Origin of the sequence: Rhizobium sp. Root1212 (genome assembly GCF_001424985.1) — a bacterium.
Lineage (GTDB): Bacteria > Pseudomonadota > Alphaproteobacteria > Rhizobiales > Rhizobiaceae > Pararhizobium.
Map to the genome: position 1 here is coordinate 207,789 of NZ_LMDA01000012.1, position 16,223 is coordinate 224,011.

The following is a 16,223-nucleotide window of genomic DNA, read 5'->3' on the forward strand; positions in this document are numbered from 1 at the left end:
ATCAACAACATGTGAGTTTTATGAACGACAGAGCCGGGGCAGCGCGTGAGGTACACAAAACCCCTCCCGCAGAAGATCCAAATGCGCAGATTGCAGCGAAGCTGCGGGCGCTCTATCTTTCCGTGCAGGAAGAGGCCATTCCGGACAAATTTCTCGACCTGCTCGAGAAGCTTGACGCAGTTGAACGGCAAACACTTCCGAGTGTGGCAGAATGAGTGAACGCGTGAACGCTGAAGAATCAGGTTTCAAAAGGGAAATGCTGGCGGCTTTGCCGAGCCTGCGCGCTTTTGCCATGTCGCTGATCGGGCGGCACGACCGGGCCGACGACCTCGTGCAGGACACGATCATGAAGGCCTGGGCCAAGCAGGACCATTTTGAAATGGGCACCAACATGAAGGCATGGCTTTTCACCATCCTTCGCAACGAACTTTACAGCCAGATGCGCAAGCGCGGACGCGAGGTGCAGGACAGCGACGGCTACTTCACGGAATCGCTTGCCCAGCATCCGCCCCAGTACGGGTCGCTCGACCTGCAGGATTTCCGCCGGGCGCTCGACATGCTGCCGCCGGATCAACGCGAGGCGATCATTCTGGTCGGCGCGTCGGGGTTTTCCTACGAGGAAGCGGCCGAAATCTGCGGCTGTGCGCTCGGCACGATCAAGAGCCGTGTGAACCGGGCCCGCCAGCGGCTGCAGGATATCCTGCAGATTTCGGGTGAGGGGGAATATGGCCCTGACGCCACCTCTGCGCCGATGACCTCGCGGGCTTTCGTATCCTGACACCGTCAGGAGCCGGAACGGCGTTGCGCCGGCATGGGCGATGGTGCACAAGGGTCTGGACGACCGGATAAGAAATCGCGAAAAGCAGGGCCGGCAAAACCGGTGGATTGAACGGGATGACGGATGAACTCACGGTATTGAAGGCGGCGGAGCATCGCGGTCTCGCGTCGCCTTCACGGATCGAGGCGCTCAGGAGTTTCGTCCCCGACATGGCGACCCGTGACCCTGATTTCGACGCGCTGACCATTCTGGCGGCCAAGCTCTTCAAGGCTCCCATTGCGTTGGTGACCTTGCTCGACGAGCAGCACCAGTGGTTCAAGGCCGCCTTCGGAACCCATGAGACCGCAGCGCCCGCCGCGACCTCCTTCTGCGCCCACGCAATCGAACAGCCCGAGGGCGGGACGCTCGTCGTCAAGGACGCCGCGGTCGATCCGCGTTTTGCCGGGCAGCCCTTTGTCGTCGGCGCTCCTTTCCTGCGCTTTTATGCTGGCGCACCGGTCTTCATCGGCGGCGAGGCGGTGGGTACGGTCTGCGTCTTCGACGTCGAGCCGCGCTCGGAGGTCGGGGCGGATGCCGTGGAACAGTTGGCCCATCTGGCGCATCTGGCGTCGTCGCTGATGCGGCTGAAGCAGGAAACTCGCGAACGTGCCCTCAAGGAAGCCGAAATTTCCCGTGAAGAGAAGCGGCACGAGATGGCGCTGGATGCCGCCAATATCGGTAGCTGGCTGTGGAATATCCGCAGCGGCGGCATCTCCTGCAATCTGGCGATGACGCGCATGTTCGGGTTCGAGCCTTCCACCACCCTCCAGGCCCGCGACATCTTTGCCGCCATCCATCCGGACGACCGGCTGGCGGCGCTGGCGCGGCTGCGTTCGGCGATGGCGAACGACGAGGAATATGACGGTGTTTTCCGGCTCGCCAAGGGCGGCCGCTGGGTGCTTGGGCGCGGGCGCGTGCATGAGCGCGATGCTTTCGGACGCCCGACCGTCTTTCTCGGCATCAATATCGACGTGACGCAGGAGCAGGCCTCCAACCAGCGTACGCGGCTTCTGCTGCGCGAACTCAATCACCGGGTCAAGAACACGCTGGCCATGCTGCAATCGCTTGCGCGGCAGACGCTGCGCACCACCAGCGACCCCGAGCTGTTCATGACCGCCTTTGCCGGCCGTCTTCAGGCGATTTCAGAGGCGCACGGGTTGCTCTCGGATCACGAATGGGGGGCGATCCGGCTTTCGGCGCTGATCAACAAGCAGCTCGCGCCGCATGTGCGGGATTACGACAAACAGGTGGAAATCCACAAGGACGAGATTTTGCTCGGGCCGGACCAGGCGGTGGGCCTCGGCCTCGTGCTGCACGAGCTTGCGACCAACGCCGCCAAATACGGGTCGCTGTCGCGCAGCACCGGTAAGGTGATCATCACCGCTCGCCGGTTGCACGAGGACGGCATGACCGTGCTGCGCATGACCTGGGTGGAGGTTGGCGGGCCGCCGGTCTCCGAGCCGGAGCGCAAAGGCTTCGGCTCGATCCTGATCGAGCGCAGCCTGGACAAGGTGATGGGAAGTTCCGTCGAGGTGCAATATTTGCCGGCGGGTCTGACGGCGCTGGTGCGGCTGCCGTTGTAATCAGTCGTCGCTATCGGTCTTTTTTCGCGTCAGCCCGAGGAAGGCGCCGAGCGCCACAGCGACACCCGCGGCCATCAGCGGCTGCTGGCGCACAAGCGAAAGCGCTGTTGCTGCAAGAAGGCCAGACTGAAGCTGAGACTGGCGCCGGCGCTCCGCGGCGATACGCCGATCGCGGGCCCGCATGACCGCCAGAGCGATCAGCACGATCAAGCCGAGAACGAGAAACGCGGCGGCCATCGCGGTTGCGGCGATGAGCGGCGTATAGACTTTTGCAAGATAGAGGGTTCCGGCGACAAGGGCGAAGATATAGGCCGTCAGGAACAGGAAGGCGGCGATCGCCCAATAAAGACCATAGCGCTTGTAGCGGGAAACGGTGACGCCAACATCCGTCATGATCAGCGTCGAGAGCAGTGCCCCCAGAGAACCCATTCTTCATCTCCAGATCGCGCCGCCTCAGGCGTGCGCCAAGGTTTTCGGCTTTGGTCTTCGGCAGATTCGATTGAAGCAGAAGACGGCGCGGAAAATCAATAGATTGAACCGCCCTTGGGAAGGGCGGTCCCAAAGGTTTTCTCAGCGGCGGCGCATGAGAACGGCAAAGAGCAGGCCGAGGGCCGCAGCCGCGCCGATGGTGGCGACCGGATGCTCGCGCACGCCCTGGCGGACCTGGCGCTCGGCAACCGAATAGCGGTCGCGCAGTTCCGCGAGCAAGGGCTCCAGGTTTTCCCGGAGGTCTTCGAACCCGGCTTCCGCATGCTCGCGAATATCGCCGGCTTTGGCGCGTACGTCCCTTGACGCCTTTGCGCCGTGTTTCGACAGGACGCTGCTGAGGGCAGCGATATCGTCACGGATTTCGCTCAGCTGATCTTCAACCGAAACGTTGAGAAGCGATCCGTTGCGTTTTTTGGCGGAACTGGAAAAAAGGCCTGTAGCCATCTGAAAACTCCTTTCATGCCGCGGGTTCGGCTTGCCTGGACAGAGCTGCCCAGGGCTCATCAGCTAACGAGCAAGGGAGAGTTTTGTTCCATACGTCAGGCGTCGGCCGTATGCGGCAGCACGAAGGGAACGGCGTCAGTGGGCGTGGCGTTGACCCGCATCGGGCAGCCGAAGACGTTTTCCATCACGGCATCGGTCATCACCTCCTGCGGCCGGCCGGCGGCATGCACCCGGCCGTTCTTCATCATCACCATGTGGTCCGCGAACATGGCGGTGAGGTTCAGATCGTGCATGATGGCGATCACGCCGCCGCCGCGACTGCAGAAATTGCGGGCAAGCCGCATGATCGTCAACTGGTGGCGGATGTCGAGGCTGGAGACCGGCTCGTCGAGCAGGAGGAAGGCCGGCTCACCGTTGCGCACCGGCTCCCAGATCTGGCAGAGCGCGCGGGCAAGCTGCACGCGCTGCTGCTCGCCACCGGAAAGCTCCTGATAGAAGCGGCCGGCAAAGCCGGCGAGATCGACGGCTTCCAGCGCCTCTTGGGCGATCCGGTCGATCTCTTCGGGGTGGGTGTTGGCGCCGACGGCCAGACCCATGCGGACGATCTCGCGCACGGTGAAGGGAAAGGAGATGACGGTCGCCTGCGGCAGCACGGCCCGCTTCAGCGCCAGTTCCCACGGCTTGAGGCTGGCGATGTTGTAGCCGTTGATGCTGACGCTGCCGTCATAGCTCGCTTCGCCGGCAATAGCGCGCAGGGTAGTCGTCTTGCCGGAGCCGTTCGGGCCGACGATGGCAGTGAGCTTGCCGGCCAAAGCTTCAAGCTCGACGCCGTGCAGCACCTGCTTGCCCGAAAGCCGGACGGAAAGATTGCTGACCTTGATCATTTCTATCCTCAAAGACCCATATGGGACCGGCCGCGCAGCAGAATCCACAGGAAGAAAGGGGCGCCGGCAAAGGCGGTGATAATGCCGATCGGCAATTCCGCCGGGGGCACGATGGTCCGGGCGATCATGTCGGCAAAGATCAGCAGCGTGCCGCCGAGCAGGGCCGAGGCCGGCAGCAGGAAACGATGATCGGGGCCGATGACTAGCCGGATGACATGCGGCACGACGATACCGACGAAGCCGATGCCGCCGCTGACGGCGACGGATGCACCGGTTGCCGCGGCAACGCTGACAATCGCGACATTCTTCAGCCGCTGCACGGGCACGCCCATGTGGAAGGCGGCGGCTTCGCCCAGCGTCAGCGCATTCAGCCCGCGCGCCAGAAAGGGCACGACCAACAGCGAGAGGACGATGATCGGGGCGGCGGCGAGCACCTTCGTCCAGCTTGCGCCGGCCAGCGAGCCGAGGCCCCAGAAGGTCAGGTCGCGCAATTGCTGGTCGTCGGCGACGAAGATCAGGACGCCGGTGATTGCGCCCGCAAGCGCCGCAAGGGCGATACCGGCCAGCAGCATGGTCGCGACCGAGGTCTGGCCGCTACGCGTGGCGATGCGGTAGAGCAGCAGCGTCGTTCCAAGCCCGCCGAAGAAGGCGGCGATCGGCAGGGTATAGAAGCCGAACACGGCAAAGACCGGGCCGAAGAGATTGCTGCCGAGCACGATGATCAGCACCGCGCCAAGGCTTGCGCCGGAGGAAACGCCGACAAGGCCAGGGTCTGCCAGTGGATTGCGGAACAGCCCCTGCATGACGGCGCCAGAAACGGCAAGGGCCGCCCCCACCAGAAGCCCGAGCACGGCGCGCGGCAGGCGGATATCGAGGATGATGATCCGGTCGCGCAGGCTGAGCGCCTGTTCGGCGGTCTCGGTGCCGGTCAGCCAGCGTAAGAGATTGCCGAGCGAGGCATCGGCCGCGCCGGTCATGATCGAGGCAACGAAGGTGACGACGGCGAGGATGACGAGCAGGCCGATCAGCAGGCGCGCTGCCTGCGACCGGTCGCCGGCGCGCCAGCTTTCCTTCATGCGGATGCTGCGGGAGCGGCTGTCGCCGTTTCCCGCCGCCATTTCACTCGGACGCATTCTTGTTTTTTCCATAGATCGCGGCGTTCAGTTCGCGCACCGCGCTTGCTGTGCGGGGGCCAAAGCCGAGAAGAACAAGGCCATCCATGCGGATGACCGCCTTGTCCTTCGCCGCCGGTGTGAGGCTGAGGGCAGGGTGCGCGAGCAGTTCCTCGTTGCTGAGGCCGTGGCCGCCGCCGCGTGTCATCATCAGGATGACATCGGGCTTGGCCTCGATGATCGCTTCGTCGGTCAGCGGCTTGTAGCCCTGATAGGTGCCGGCAGCATTGATGGCGCCGGAGAGCTTGATGATGCCGTCCGCGGCCGAGCCTGTGCCGGAGGCCATGATCTTGCCGCCCTGGGCGCTGAGAATAAAGAGGACGCGCTTGCGTCCCGCTTCCGGGCGCTTTTCGGCATCGGCAACGGCCGCATCGAGATCGGCCTTGACGGTCTCGCTAAGCTTCGCCGCCTTTTCGGGTACGCCGAGGAAATCGCCGACGGCCTTCATCTTCGCGAGAATGCCGGCCGCGTCATAGCTTTCCGGAATTTCGCGGAAGGCAATGTTCGACTGCTTGAGCACGGCAAGCGCCTCCGGTGGGCCACTGCCCTGGATGGAGACGATGGCGGTCGGGCTGGTGGCGATCACGCCTTCCGGCGAGAGCTGGCGCATATAGCCAACATCCGGCACCTTCAGCACCGCTTCCGGGTACATGCTGGTGGAATCGCGGCCGACGAGGCGGTTTTCCTCGCCGAGGGCATAGATGATCTCGGTGACGGCACCACCGATCGAGACGAGCCGGGAGGTGTCAGTGGACTGCATCTCCTGCGCAACCGCTGATCGGACGAAGGCCGGGGCCTGTGGCGCAATGGCCGGCAACAGGAACGGTCCGGCGACGGCCAGTGCGGCAAGCGCCATTTCCCAGGGGCGCAGGCGGCGCAGGTCGTGAAGCTTGCTCATGGTGTTTCCCCTCAGGCCGCGGCCGTGGTGTCGAGCTTGTCGAGGCCTTCCATGATGGCGCGCCATTCCGCCCGCTCGGCAAAGCCTTCGAGGCGCTTGCCGAAGAACTGGATGATCATCTCGCCCCTGGCGTCGAGCGCTTCCAGCGAGGTGACGTGGCCGTCCGCGGTCGGCTTGCGCACGGCCCAGATTTCGGCGAGGTGGTCGCCGCGCAGGTGCAGGTGGAATGTGGGATCGAAGATGTTGAGCCACGGGCCCATCTGCTGGATGGTCGCGATCGGGCCGGAGTGGATCTGGATCATGCCGTGGTTGCCGACGAAGCACATGATCGGCAGGCCGGCTTCGGCCGAAGCGCGCATCATCTGCTCGACGGCGGACGGGGAGAGCTGCCAGGCATAGTCCTCGCCGATCGAATGCAGCGCCTGCCGGCGGTTGACCTTGAGATTGCGCAAGAGGCCGTGGAACTGGTGCGTGTCGGTCATCTTGCTCCAGCGGTCACGAAGCTCGGTAACGTCGAGAGTGGCATTGTCGGCCGGGCCGGCGGCGGCGGGAGCGTCCTCGACGAAGTCCTGCGACTGATCCTCGATGCGGAAATCGGCAACGATCGCATGGTAGGCGTCAAGGTTCGATTCCGGGCGCAGATGCACCTTGTGGATCGCCACACCCTGACGGTCGAAGAACTGCAGGCTATGGCGCAGGCTGTCGCCATCGGTCTTGGTCACGGCAAAACCATGGGCCCAGGCACGCGGGAAAACGCGCAGGTCGATCTCTTCGCCCAGCACGATCGAGGCCATCTCGCCGGTCGAGGCCTTGATGAAAGGGCCGATCTTCTCATGCACAGCGCTTTCGTTGCGGGTGAGCGCCATGACCGTGCCGAGTTCGGGAGCGCGCTCCAGGAAGCGATTGGCGCTGCCATCGATGCGGATCGCGGTGAGGCCGACTTCGGCGGCGACAAGGGCTGCTTCCGAAACGCCGAGCTGTGCGGCGATGTCGCGCTCGCGCATCTTCGGGTTCTGAGCGCGGTAGGCGCGGATTTCGGCGGGGGTTGGACGGGTCGTGCTGGTCATGATTGCCTACTTGTTCAATATAAGTTTGCCCTGACGGGTGATTTTCATGCGGTAGATCGCGCCGTCATGGACGATCTGAATTTCGGTCGCGCCGCGAAACAGATCGCGGCTGTCGATGGTGTGCGCTGTCGTGCCGGCCTCATGGGGCGCACTCGCGGCGTCTCGTTCGTTCGATGTCAAAGTCCTGCATCCTGACAGGGTGGCCGGCGACGGTTTTTGTCGGTTTTCCGAGCCTTCCTTGTGTTGGTATCTTGACTTCCATACTCACCTTTTATTATGGACGCAATACATGATTTTTTGAGTAAAGTTATTTCGGGACTCGTGAAAACGGCAGCTGCCGCGAAGGCCCCCCGCTCTCGAAAAATCGCTCATGAAAGCCGGCGTTTAGGATGGGCAAAATGATCACGACGATGCGTGCACTCTCTGTTGTTATGATGGCTGCGGCCACGCTGCCGGGGCAGCTTCTGGCGCAGGAGGCCAGGCTTTCGGTGGAACTGAACGAGGTCGCCCCGTCCGAAAAGGGCTGCAAGCTCACCTTCGTCGCCACCAACGGCCTTGCCCGGTCGCTCGACAAGGCGTCGTTCGAATTCGTGCTGTTCGACGGGAAGGGGCTGGTGGAACGCATGGCCGTTCTCGATTTCCGCGATCTTCCGGCCGGCAAGATGAAGGTGCGCCAGTTCGATCTGGCGGGCACCAAATGCGATCAGGTGAAAAGCCTGCTGATCAACGATGCACCGGTCTGCACCGGCGAGGGCGTTGCCAAGGATGCCTGTATGAAGGCGCTTGCCACCGGATCGAAGCTGCCTGTGGAACTGAAGGGCTGATGCGGTTCTCGCATCGGTATCTGTCATGAAGACATTTCTAAAATGGTCGGTCGCCATCGGATTTTCGCTGCTTGCGCATGCGGGTACTGCTGCCCTGTTCCAGCCGGAGCGGGAGGAGATCACGGAGCAGATTGCGGGCGGTGAAGCTATGGAAGTGACGTTGCTCGGCAACGCCTTCGAGGACGCCGTGCAGGCGGGCAATCCAGACGAGATCGTCGACCCCCTGGAAACGCCGCCAGAAGAAATGGAGCCCATCGAGGAGGTCGCGCCGGTCGAAGCGCCGGTGTCCACCGAGACGTCAACGGATGTTCAGCCGGTCGAGGCCGACGTGGTCCTGCCGGCCGAGGAGGTCACGCCCTATACGGTGGCAACGGCGGAAGTGACGGCAACCGTCAGCCCCGTCGAAATCGTGGTGCCCGAGGAAAAGCCGGAAATCCGGCCGGAGCCGGAAAGGATCGAAAAGCCCAAGGAAAAGCCGCCTGCGGAGAAGAAGATCGAGCGCAAGAAGCCGGTGAAGAAGAAGGCCGGCGAGGATGGCAATGCAGCGGCAAGCGCAAAGAAGGGGCAGGCTGATGGCGTCGCCGACGCTCAGGCCAGCACAGCAAGCGGCAAAAAGGGCAACACGAACCAGCAGGCCGGCAATGCCGCCGCCTCCAATTATGCCGGGAAAGTTCGCTCCAAGCTCAACCGTGCTTTCCGCTATCCGAGTTCGGCCAAGCGCGAAGGCCTGACCGGCACGGCCCAGGTTCGCTTTACGGTTTCGGCGAACGGATCGGTGTCGGGGGTCGGTATCGCCAGAAGCGCAGGCTTCCCGATTCTGGATCAGGCGGCACTCGCGGCAGTGCAGCGGGCTGCCCCTTTCCCGAAGATACCGGAAGGGGCAGGGCGCAGCAGCTGGGTGTTTACCATTCCCCTTGTTTTCGAGTGATAGTCTCCTAACAGACTGTATTGATATAGTTTTCTCGACGCTCTCCCTCGGGAAGGCGGCGTTCTGCGTCGGGGAAAAATTTTCTCAGAAAATATGATAAAAGAAGTCATGTTTATACTTTACTCTTTTTATCAAGTTTACTAGGGTCGCGCTCATCGAAACGCGCGGTGCAAGCCGCAACGACACATCGGGAGTTGCAGATGGGTGACAAGCGTCGACAGCAGCGCGGCAAGGGCAAGCAGCAGGAGATGGCTTCGCAGGCGGTTTCCGCCGCAGACGACGACGCCTCCAAGCCGGGCCTCGAAGGCCGCAGCTTTCTCTATGTCGGCGGCCGCGATTGCCAGGTCGCGCATCTGCGTCAGATCGTCAGCAACTTCGGCGCCGAACTGATTCATCACGACGGCGGCCTGCGCGAGGCCGTCTCGCGCATCGATAATGTGCTGCCGTCCGTCGATTGCGTCTTCTGCCCGATCGACTGCATCAGCCATGATGCGTGTCTTCGCGTGAAGACCGGCTGCAAGAAGTGGGGCAAGGCCTTCGTGCCCCTGCGCAATGGCAGCAAGTCGAGCTTCGAGCGCGCGCTCCAGGAAATGAGCGAGAACCGCCGCGCCAACTGAGCGTGCGTTCCCAGGGAGATTTTTGATGTATGAAAAGCGTCCCGATCAGGCGACCATGATCGGCCTGCATAAACTTGCCGGTGAAGTAGGGGATGGCCTGGTGCCGGAGCTCTATGCCTTCCTTGCCGACCGGCCGGAACCGTTTGGCGCTTTGGAAAACGTCATGCCTTTTCCTATCGGGCGGGCGCGCTTGCCGCGTCGCTCGCCCCACGCGATCCCGACGATTGCCCGCGCCGCGGACGACGATAATATCCTAACCTTTCCGCAGCCGGCTTTGCCAATCGACGGGATATCAACACCAGGGCCTCAGCGCTGCGGCGCACGGGAACGGATAAACGAGGAGACGACATGTTTTATGCGATGAACCGCTTCAGGATCGCTATCGGCCATGAGGAGGCTTTCGAAGCGGTGTGGAAAAACCGGGATTCCAGCCTCTCGGAGGTGCAGGGTTTCATCGAGTTCCGTCTGCTGCGCGGCGACAGCGTTCCGGAGGAGGGCTATACGCTTTTCGTCTCGAACTCGACCTGGAAAGATCGCGATGCTTTCATCGGCTGGACCAAGTCGGAAAATTTCCGCGCCGCCCACAAGAGCGCCGGTGACAACCGCGCGATGTATCTCGGCCCGCCAAAATTCGAAGGCTTTTCGGTCGTCGAAGGGGCGTGATTGCGAGCGTCGTTGCGGAAATCGATGTGACGCATTAGCTTTTCGCAGACAGTGGATTGCGCGGGAGAGACTGGCATGCGCCTCAATCAGGTGACCGTCACGATGGAGGATCTGGATGCCGGCTGGCGCTTCTACAGTGCGCTTGGCCTCTCACCGATTGTCGATGCGCGTCCGCGTTATGCCCGCTTCCTCTGCCCCGATGGGGATAGCACCTTCTCGCTGCATCAGGGCCAAAGTGCGTCCGGCGGCGTGACCGTCTATTTCGAATGTGACGATCTGGACGAGACCGTTCTCCGTCTCAAACAGGCCGGTCTCGATTTCACTGGCGATCCCGAGGACAAAAACTGGCTGTGGCGCGAGGCGGAACTCTTCGATCCTGGCGGCAATCGCATCATTCTCTATTTTGCCGGCGCCAACCGCATCGATCCGCCGTGGCGGGTGCGGTGATCAGGTGCGGGTGGCCTTGCGCGGCAGCATCGCGCCGGTGGCAAGCACCAGCCAGCCGAGCATCATCAGCGTGCCGCCGGTCGGGGCCGACATCGGGAACAGCCCGTGGCCCGCGAAATGGCGCAATACCAGATCGCCGGCAAAAAGCGCGGTGCCGATTGCAAGCAGCAGCGCGCTTGCGGCGGCAAGCCGGATGTGATCCCATGCAGCCGAGAGCGCGATGAGGGCAGGGGCGTGGGCCATGCACATGGCCGAGGCGCCACCGAGCAGGCGCGGATCGGCGCCATGGGCGGCGGCCGCGGCACTTGCGACACCGGCGACCCCCATCAGTCCGGCGATGAAGGGCAGTGTGCTGCGAAGGTCGATCCCGGCCATCTATTCCTCTTCCTTGTTCTGCATGTGGTGGGCAAGCCGTGTCACCGGCTCCAGAATGATTGCGCGCAATTGCGGATGCTTGACGGTTTCCTCGAGCGCGCGGGTGAAGCAGAGTAGCCATTCGTCACGCGCCTGCGGCCCGATCTCCGCCACGAAATGGCGCTGTCGCAGCCGGGGATGCCCGCGTTTTTCCGTATAGAGCGGCGGGCCGCCGAGCCAGCCGCTCAGGTATTCGTAGAATTTTTCCGCACTGCCGCCGAGATCGGCCGGGTGTAGCGAGCGGCAAAGGGCCGCCTCGGGCAAGGTATCCATCAGTTCGTAGAAACGACGGACCAGCGCGCGCACCGCACCGTCGCCGCCGATGGCGTTGTAGAGGGTTTCTGTCTGGGGCTCTGTCATGATGCCTGATCCATATGCCGGCGAAGGCCGGTATCTGCCCGTCTTCTAGCGTGAAGCTGCCCGGCTACCAATCCATTTGCACAAAATCGTCCTGATTGCAGCAATTGACCGCGTTCGAAACGAGGCGTCTTGACAAACCGTCCAGACGGTATCTTTATATCCCGCATGTCTTCCGCCCATCACCGCCGCAAACGTCCCGAACTCGTGCGCCAGCAATTGCTGGAGGTCACCGCACGCCTGTCGCTTGAAAACGGGCTGGCCGCCGTCACGCTCGATGCGGTGGCTCAAGCCGCCGGCGTCAGCAAGGGCGGGTTGTTGCATCACTTCCCAAGCAAGATGGCGCTGCTCGACGGGCTGTTCGATGATCTGACTGTGAAGTTCGATCAAGCGATCGACGAGGAGATGCGCGGCGATGCGGTGGCGCATGGCCGCTTTACCCGCGCCTATCTGGCTGCCGTCTTCACGCTCGGCGGGGAGGGGGCCGAGGCTGATCCCCAAGCGCAGGGCTGGCGGGTGCTGACCATCGCGCTTCTGGCTGAGCCGGCTTTGCGTGCCCGCTGGCGGCAATGGATTGCCGACCGTGCCGACGCTTTCGTGGGAACGGATTCTTCGGCCAGCTGCCTTCTGGTGCGTATGGCAGCGGATGGTCTCTGGCTCGCGGATCTGTTGCAAAGCCACGATATCGGGCAAGACGGCCGCAAGGCGCTGTTCGAGCGCCTGAAAACACTTTCCTTCCAGTAGGACCAGAAAATCCATGAGCTTTCCGATGCTGTACGCCGTGCTGGTCGTTGCGATCGTTTTCGAGGTGCTTGGCACGTCCGCCATGCAGGCCGCCCAGCATTTCACCCGGCCCTTGCCGACGGCGATGATGGTCGTCTGCTATGCCGTGGCGTTTTTCTGCCTGTCCTATACGCTGCGTAGCATCCCGGTCGGCATCGCCTATGCGATCTGGAGCGGGCTCGGCATCGTGCTAATTTCGTCCGTCGGCTATTTCGTTTTCGGGCAGAAGCTCGATCTGGCCGCCATCGTCGGATTGGGGCTGATCATTGCCGGCGTGCTGGTTCTGAACCTCCTTTCCAAATCGACGATCCATTGATCGGGTAACGCGCCGGCGGCCCCTCAGTAAAAGCGCCCGGATTTCGCTTTGAAGCCCCCTTGCCAAAGCAGCGGCGAGGTTTTATCGCTTCGATTTGAAAGCGGTTTCAAATTTCAGCATTCGCTCATGGCGCGGCGTTCCCGAAACGCGGTTCGGCGATATCATTTGGAAGGACAGGACATGACTATCAGGGCGGTCGTCTGGGGGGAGAACATCCATGAGCAGACGAATGCGATCGTGCGCGGGATCTATCCCAACGGCATGCATAATACGATCGCCGCGGCGCTCAACGCCGACCCGGCCATCGAGGCGACCACGGCGACGCTGCAGGAGCCGGAACACGGGCTGACAGAGGAGCGGCTGGCCAGGACCGACGTTCTGCTCTGGTGGGGCCACAAGGATCACGGCGCCGTCAGCGACGAGGTGGTGGAGCGTGTGGCAAAACGCGTCTGGGAAGGCATGGGCCTGATCGTCCTGCATTCCGGCCATTTCTCCAAGATTTTCAAGCGGCTGATGGGTACGCCCTGCGCGCTGAAATGGCGCGAGGCCGGCGAACGCGAGCGCCTGTGGGTCATCAATCCGCGCCACCCGATCGCGGCCGGGCTCGATGACAATTTCGTTCTTGAATACGAGGAGATGTATGGCGAGCAGTTCTCGGTTCCCGAGCCGCTCGAAACGGTGTTCATCTCGTGGTTTGCCGGCGGCGAAGTGTTCCGCTCGGGCCTCACCTGGCGTCGCGGCGCCGGCAATATCTTCTATTTCCGACCCGGCCACGAGACCTATCCGACCTATCACGACGCCAATGTGCACACCGTTCTGCGCAATTCGGTGAAGTGGGCCTACAACCCGCAGGGCACCTATACGGCGATCCACGATGCGCCGAACGTTCCGGTCGAAAAGGCTTTGGAGCCGATCGTCGAGCGCGGCCCGCGCCTGCATCAGGATGGCGAGGAGGGTTACAAGTGAGCCGCGTGCGTCTCCTGATCCTCGGCACCGGCGGTATGGCCAACAGCCATGCCATGAATTTCTCGACTATCGATGGCGTCGATCTCGTCGCCGCCGTCGATGTCGATATCGCCCGAGTCGAGGCCTTTGCCCTGCGCCACAACATCGAGAACCGCTTTACCTCGCTCGACGAGGCGATCGCCTGGGGTGCGTTCGATGCGGTGGCGAATGTCACCCCGGACAAAATCCATCACCCGACGACGCTGAAGCTCATTGCCGCAGGCAAGCATGTGCTGTGCGAAAAGCCGCTGGCCGAGACCTATGCCAAGGCCGATGAGATGGCGCGGGCGGCGGAAGCCTCCGGCCTCGTCACCATGGTCAATCTCACCTATCGCAACGTTGCCGAAGTGCAGAAGGCGCGGCAGATGGTGCTATCAGGCGAAATCGGCCAGGTGCGCCATATCGAGGCCTCCTATCTGCAAAGCTGGCTGGTTTCTAAGGCCTGGGGCGACTGGGCGAGCGAATCCCAATGGCTGTGGCGGCTTTCGACCAAGCATGGCTCGAACGGCGTGCTCGGCGATGTCGGCATCCACATCCTCGATTTTGCCGGCTATGGCGCGGCAAGCGATGTCGAGCACGTGTTTGCCCGGCTGAAGACCTTCGACAAGGCGCCGGGCAACAGGATCGGCGAATACGATCTGGATGCCAATGACAGCTTCACCATGACGGCGGAATTCGCCAATGGCGCCATGGGGGTCATCCATGCCAGCCGCTGGGCCGTCGGCCATCTCAACGAGTTGCGTCTGCGCATGCATGGCGACAAGGGCGCAATCGAGGTCATTCATACGCCGGACGGCTCGACGCTGAAGGCCTGCCTCGGCGAGGATGTCGAGAAGGGCGTATGGAAGGAAATCGATGCCGGGACGGTGCTGACCAACTACCAGCGCTTCATCGATGCGGTGCGCGCCTGCAAGACAGCGGAACCGGGCTTCGGCCATGCCGCCGAGCTTCAGAAGGTGCTCGATCTGGCGATGATAACGGAGAAGGAACGGCGCGAGCTTTCCGTTTGACGGGGCGGCCAGCCGGCTTCAAGCATGTATCGGGGTCGATTTCAGTCCTGCTTGACAAAGGCAAGGGGCCGCCACTTGTCCCTTCTCCCCGCCTGCGGGGAGAAGGTGGCCGACAGGCCGGATGAGGGGCCTTACCAAAATATCTGTATGAAAAGGGGAGCGTTGCCCCTCACCCTCACCCTCTCCCCGCCTGCGGGGAGAGGGGACGACAAAGTTCGTTGCTGCCCCGAGCCTCTCATAGGCGTCAGCCTCAATCCTTCACCGGGGCCGCTGCCGTCGAACGGCGGATCACCAGTTCCACCGGCCAGACCTCCCGCAGGCTTTCCGGCGCGGCGCCCTGCAGCAGGTCCAGCAGCATTTCGGCGATACGGGCGCCGGCAGCGCGGATCGAGGAGCGGGTGGTCGACAGCGTCGGCACGAGGTTTTCCGGGCTGATATAGGGAAACACGTCGTCATGGGCGATGAGCGAGATATCCTCGCCCGCCTTCTGCCCGGCGATGCGGATCGCCCTGAGTGCCCCGAGCGCCGACATCATCGAGCCTGCCACGACAGCAGTCGGCCGATCCTCAAGCCTCAGGAAGCCCTGCATCAGCCGAAAACCCATTTCATCGGTGAACTCGCCATTGCCCGAAAGGGCGGGATCGAGCGGCACGCCATGCTCGCAGAGCGCCGCCTGATATCCATCCTGCCGGTGTTCGGCGAAGATGCGGCCGCGATAGCCATTGAGAAAGGCGATCCGGCGATGGCCAAGATCGAGCAGATGGCGGGTCGCCTGGTGCACGGCGCCGAAATTGTCGATGTCGAGCCAGCCGAAATTGCCCTCGGCCTGCGGCCGTCCATGCACGATGAAGGGCAGCCGCAGCTCGGCGAGGAGCGCGATGCGCGGATCGTCGAGATAAGGAGAGTGCAGCACCACGGCATCGACGCGTTTGCTGGCCGCAAGCCGCCGGTAGGTCGCGATCTCGGCCTCGGTCGATTCGACTGTGGAAACGAGGATGTCGATTTCCTCTTTCTGCAGCCGGTTGCCGAGCCCGCCCATGAACTCGCTGGTATGAGGCCCGAACTCGCCACCCCCCTTCAGCACGATGCCGATCGCGCCGACACGGCCGGTTGCAAGCCCGAGCGCGCTGGTGTTCGGCCGGTATCCGTATTCAACGGCAGCGCGCAAAATCCGGTCCCTGGTCGATTGCTTGACCTCGGGATAGCCGGACAGCGCACGGCTGACCGTCGTCTGCGAAAGTTCCAGCCGGCTGGCGAACTCCTTGAGGTTCATGTGCAAATTCCCGATTCTTATGAGAACTGTAGCGCAGAATCGCCGGCACCGGAACGGACCAGCCAACTCTGCGCTTTAGAGCACCTAACAAAACCTCGCGGGGTCGGCTTGCCGGTGCTTTTCGCCCCTCGCGTCGTCGCCAGTCCTCGCCGATGCTTGAAGCATCGACTGCGGTTGGCTCCTCGCAAGGAACGAAAATCCCTCGGCAATCCTCCGCCCGGAGGTTTTGTTA

Annotated in this window: 23 protein-coding genes; 13 read left to right on the forward strand and 10 right to left on the reverse strand. The window is 62.7% G+C overall.

What is annotated here, in order from left to right; translation table 11 throughout:
* The first annotated feature begins 20 nt into the window (after positions 1-20).
* The 3 genes from ASC86_RS13055 to ASC86_RS13065 all read left to right on the forward strand — a co-directional run bounded on the left by ASC86_RS13055 (position 21) and on the right by ASC86_RS13065 (position 2,400).
* Positions 21-215 carry a NepR family anti-sigma factor gene (locus ASC86_RS13055; protein ID WP_056322569.1) on the forward strand — a complete coding sequence of 65 codons (195 nt, stop codon included), beginning with the start codon at positions 21-23 and terminating at the stop codon, positions 213-215.
* Positions 212-778: an RNA polymerase sigma factor gene (locus tag ASC86_RS13060; protein ID WP_056321557.1), complete on the forward strand. Its 567-nt coding sequence runs from the start codon at positions 212-214 to the stop codon at positions 776-778. The genes ASC86_RS13055 and ASC86_RS13060 overlap by 4 nt, the downstream gene beginning before the upstream one ends.
* A 116-nt stretch (positions 779-894) precedes the next feature.
* Positions 895-2,400, forward strand: a complete 1,506-nt coding sequence (locus ASC86_RS13065) for an HWE histidine kinase domain-containing protein (RefSeq protein ID WP_056321560.1) — start codon at positions 895-897, stop codon at positions 2,398-2,400.
* On the opposite strand, the gene ASC86_RS13070 is transcribed toward ASC86_RS13065, so the two are convergent.
* From ASC86_RS13070 to ASC86_RS26100, 7 genes are all read right to left on the reverse strand, one after another.
* Positions 2,401-2,829 carry a hypothetical protein gene (locus ASC86_RS13070; protein ID WP_056321562.1) on the reverse strand — a complete coding sequence of 143 codons (429 nt, stop codon included), beginning with the start codon at positions 2,827-2,829 and terminating at the stop codon, positions 2,401-2,403.
* Between the two features lie 141 nt (positions 2,830-2,970).
* Entirely contained in the window at positions 2,971-3,333 is a 363-nt protein-coding gene (locus tag ASC86_RS13075; RefSeq protein ID WP_056321565.1) for a DUF883 family protein, read from the reverse strand.
* A gap of 95 nt (positions 3,334-3,428) precedes the next feature.
* Positions 3,429-4,217: a heme ABC transporter ATP-binding protein gene (locus ASC86_RS13080; protein ID WP_056321566.1), complete on the reverse strand. Its 789-nt coding sequence runs from the start codon at positions 4,215-4,217 to the stop codon at positions 3,429-3,431.
* A gap of 8 nt (positions 4,218-4,225) precedes the next feature.
* A complete protein-coding gene (locus tag ASC86_RS13085) occupies positions 4,226-5,335 on the reverse strand; it encodes an iron ABC transporter permease (RefSeq protein ID WP_244477615.1) in 1,110 nt (369 codons plus the stop codon).
* A 1-nt stretch (position 5,336) separates the two neighbouring features.
* Entirely contained in the window at positions 5,337-6,287 is a 951-nt protein-coding gene (locus tag ASC86_RS13090) for a hemin ABC transporter substrate-binding protein (protein ID WP_056321570.1), read from the reverse strand.
* 11 nt (positions 6,288-6,298) lie between these two features.
* Positions 6,299-7,354, reverse strand: a complete 1,056-nt coding sequence (locus ASC86_RS13095) for a hemin-degrading factor (RefSeq protein ID WP_056321573.1) — start codon at positions 7,352-7,354, stop codon at positions 6,299-6,301.
* A 6-nt stretch (positions 7,355-7,360) separates the two neighbouring features.
* Entirely contained in the window at positions 7,361-7,552 is a 192-nt protein-coding gene (locus tag ASC86_RS26100) for a hemin uptake protein HemP (RefSeq protein WP_056321575.1), read from the reverse strand.
* A gap of 233 nt (positions 7,553-7,785) precedes the next feature.
* Between ASC86_RS26100 and ASC86_RS13105 the strand changes: the two genes are divergently transcribed.
* The 6 genes from ASC86_RS13105 to ASC86_RS13130 all read left to right on the forward strand — a co-directional run bounded on the left by ASC86_RS13105 (position 7,786) and on the right by ASC86_RS13130 (position 10,833).
* Complete coding sequence (locus ASC86_RS13105) at positions 7,786-8,178, forward strand: hypothetical protein (protein WP_056322572.1); 393 nt, start codon at positions 7,786-7,788, stop codon at positions 8,176-8,178.
* Between the two features lie 25 nt (positions 8,179-8,203).
* On the forward strand, positions 8,204-9,106 hold the full coding sequence (locus tag ASC86_RS13110; RefSeq protein WP_056321579.1) for an energy transducer TonB: 903 nt from the start codon (positions 8,204-8,206) through the stop codon (positions 9,104-9,106).
* 200 nt (positions 9,107-9,306) lie between these two features.
* Positions 9,307-9,723, forward strand: a complete 417-nt coding sequence (locus ASC86_RS13115) for a DUF2325 domain-containing protein (RefSeq protein ID WP_056321582.1) — start codon at positions 9,307-9,309, stop codon at positions 9,721-9,723.
* Between the two features lie 25 nt (positions 9,724-9,748).
* Complete coding sequence (locus ASC86_RS13120; RefSeq protein WP_056321585.1) at positions 9,749-10,087, forward strand: hypothetical protein; 339 nt, start codon at positions 9,749-9,751, stop codon at positions 10,085-10,087.
* Positions 10,072-10,386, forward strand: a complete 315-nt coding sequence (locus ASC86_RS13125; protein ID WP_056321587.1) for an antibiotic biosynthesis monooxygenase — start codon at positions 10,072-10,074, stop codon at positions 10,384-10,386. The genes ASC86_RS13120 and ASC86_RS13125 overlap by 16 nt, the downstream gene beginning before the upstream one ends.
* A 75-nt stretch (positions 10,387-10,461) precedes the next feature.
* Entirely contained in the window at positions 10,462-10,833 is a 372-nt protein-coding gene (locus tag ASC86_RS13130; protein WP_056321589.1) for a glyoxalase/bleomycin resistance/extradiol dioxygenase family protein, read from the forward strand.
* Here ASC86_RS13130 and ASC86_RS13135 read toward each other — a convergent pair whose 3' ends face one another.
* Positions 10,834-11,208: a DUF423 domain-containing protein gene (locus tag ASC86_RS13135; protein WP_056321592.1), complete on the reverse strand. Its 375-nt coding sequence runs from the start codon at positions 11,206-11,208 to the stop codon at positions 10,834-10,836. It abuts the gene before it with no gap.
* A complete protein-coding gene (locus ASC86_RS13140) occupies positions 11,209-11,607 on the reverse strand; it encodes a group II truncated hemoglobin (protein WP_056321594.1) in 399 nt (132 codons plus the stop codon).
* Positions 11,608-11,772: 165 nt separating this feature from the next.
* Here ASC86_RS13140 and ASC86_RS13145 point away from each other — a divergent pair, with 165 nt between their 5' ends.
* The 4 genes from ASC86_RS13145 (at position 11,773) to ASC86_RS13160 (ending at position 14,718) form a co-directional block, all read left to right on the forward strand.
* Positions 11,773-12,348: a TetR/AcrR family transcriptional regulator gene (locus ASC86_RS13145; protein WP_056321597.1), complete on the forward strand. Its 576-nt coding sequence runs from the start codon at positions 11,773-11,775 to the stop codon at positions 12,346-12,348.
* Between the two features lie 13 nt (positions 12,349-12,361).
* Complete coding sequence (locus ASC86_RS13150; RefSeq protein WP_056321599.1) at positions 12,362-12,703, forward strand: SMR family transporter; 342 nt, start codon at positions 12,362-12,364, stop codon at positions 12,701-12,703.
* A 180-nt stretch (positions 12,704-12,883) separates the two neighbouring features.
* Positions 12,884-13,669, forward strand: coding sequence for a ThuA domain-containing protein (locus tag ASC86_RS13155; RefSeq protein WP_056321602.1), 786 nt, complete (start codon positions 12,884-12,886; stop codon positions 13,667-13,669).
* A 5-nt stretch (positions 13,670-13,674) separates the two neighbouring features.
* Complete coding sequence (locus ASC86_RS13160) at positions 13,675-14,718, forward strand: Gfo/Idh/MocA family oxidoreductase (protein ID WP_056322575.1); 1,044 nt, start codon at positions 13,675-13,677, stop codon at positions 14,716-14,718.
* Positions 14,719-14,968: 250 nt separating this feature from the next.
* On the opposite strand, the gene ASC86_RS13165 is transcribed toward ASC86_RS13160, so the two are convergent.
* Entirely contained in the window at positions 14,969-15,991 is a 1,023-nt protein-coding gene (locus ASC86_RS13165; protein WP_056321605.1) for a substrate-binding domain-containing protein, read from the reverse strand.
* Between the last annotated feature and the right edge of the window lie 232 nt (positions 15,992-16,223).

What these genes read in the sequence shown, in the direction of transcription:
- ASC86_RS13105 (WP_056322572.1), top strand. Translation starts at nt 7,786, where the DNA reads ATGATGGCTGCGGCCACGCTGCCGGGGCAGCTTCTGGCGCAGGAGGCC.
- ASC86_RS13060 (WP_056321557.1), top strand. Translation starts at nt 212, where the DNA reads ATGAGTGAACGCGTGAACGCTGAAGAATCAGGTTTCAAAAGGGAAATG.
- ASC86_RS13150 (WP_056321599.1), top strand. Translation starts at nt 12,362, where the DNA reads ATGAGCTTTCCGATGCTGTACGCCGTGCTGGTCGTTGCGATCGTTTTC.
- ASC86_RS13110 (WP_056321579.1), top strand. Translation starts at nt 8,204, where the DNA reads ATGAAGACATTTCTAAAATGGTCGGTCGCCATCGGATTTTCGCTGCTT.
- ASC86_RS13120 (WP_056321585.1), top strand. Translation starts at nt 9,749, where the DNA reads ATGTATGAAAAGCGTCCCGATCAGGCGACCATGATCGGCCTGCATAAA.
- ASC86_RS13135 (WP_056321592.1), bottom strand. Translation starts at nt 11,208, where the DNA reads ATGGCCGGGATCGACCTTCGCAGCACACTGCCCTTCATCGCCGGACTG.
- ASC86_RS13130 (WP_056321589.1), top strand. Translation starts at nt 10,462, where the DNA reads ATGCGCCTCAATCAGGTGACCGTCACGATGGAGGATCTGGATGCCGGC.
- ASC86_RS13090 (WP_056321570.1), bottom strand. Translation starts at nt 6,287, where the DNA reads ATGAGCAAGCTTCACGACCTGCGCCGCCTGCGCCCCTGGGAAATGGCG.
- ASC86_RS13065 (WP_056321560.1), top strand. Translation starts at nt 895, where the DNA reads ATGACGGATGAACTCACGGTATTGAAGGCGGCGGAGCATCGCGGTCTC.
- ASC86_RS13165 (WP_056321605.1), bottom strand. Translation starts at nt 15,991, where the DNA reads ATGAACCTCAAGGAGTTCGCCAGCCGGCTGGAACTTTCGCAGACGACG.
- ASC86_RS13115 (WP_056321582.1), top strand. Translation starts at nt 9,307, where the DNA reads ATGGGTGACAAGCGTCGACAGCAGCGCGGCAAGGGCAAGCAGCAGGAG.
- ASC86_RS13085 (WP_244477615.1), bottom strand. Translation starts at nt 5,335, where the DNA reads ATGGCGGCGGGAAACGGCGACAGCCGCTCCCGCAGCATCCGCATGAAG.
- ASC86_RS13080 (WP_056321566.1), bottom strand. Translation starts at nt 4,217, where the DNA reads ATGATCAAGGTCAGCAATCTTTCCGTCCGGCTTTCGGGCAAGCAGGTG.
- ASC86_RS13145 (WP_056321597.1), top strand. Translation starts at nt 11,773, where the DNA reads ATGTCTTCCGCCCATCACCGCCGCAAACGTCCCGAACTCGTGCGCCAG.
- ASC86_RS13155 (WP_056321602.1), top strand. Translation starts at nt 12,884, where the DNA reads ATGACTATCAGGGCGGTCGTCTGGGGGGAGAACATCCATGAGCAGACG.
- ASC86_RS13070 (WP_056321562.1), bottom strand. Translation starts at nt 2,829, where the DNA reads ATGGGTTCTCTGGGGGCACTGCTCTCGACGCTGATCATGACGGATGTT.
- ASC86_RS13055 (WP_056322569.1), top strand. Translation starts at nt 21, where the DNA reads ATGAACGACAGAGCCGGGGCAGCGCGTGAGGTACACAAAACCCCTCCC.
- ASC86_RS13075 (WP_056321565.1), bottom strand. Translation starts at nt 3,333, where the DNA reads ATGGCTACAGGCCTTTTTTCCAGTTCCGCCAAAAAACGCAACGGATCG.
- ASC86_RS13140 (WP_056321594.1), bottom strand. Translation starts at nt 11,607, where the DNA reads ATGACAGAGCCCCAGACAGAAACCCTCTACAACGCCATCGGCGGCGAC.
- ASC86_RS13095 (WP_056321573.1), bottom strand. Translation starts at nt 7,354, where the DNA reads ATGACCAGCACGACCCGTCCAACCCCCGCCGAAATCCGCGCCTACCGC.
- ASC86_RS13125 (WP_056321587.1), top strand. Translation starts at nt 10,072, where the DNA reads ATGTTTTATGCGATGAACCGCTTCAGGATCGCTATCGGCCATGAGGAG.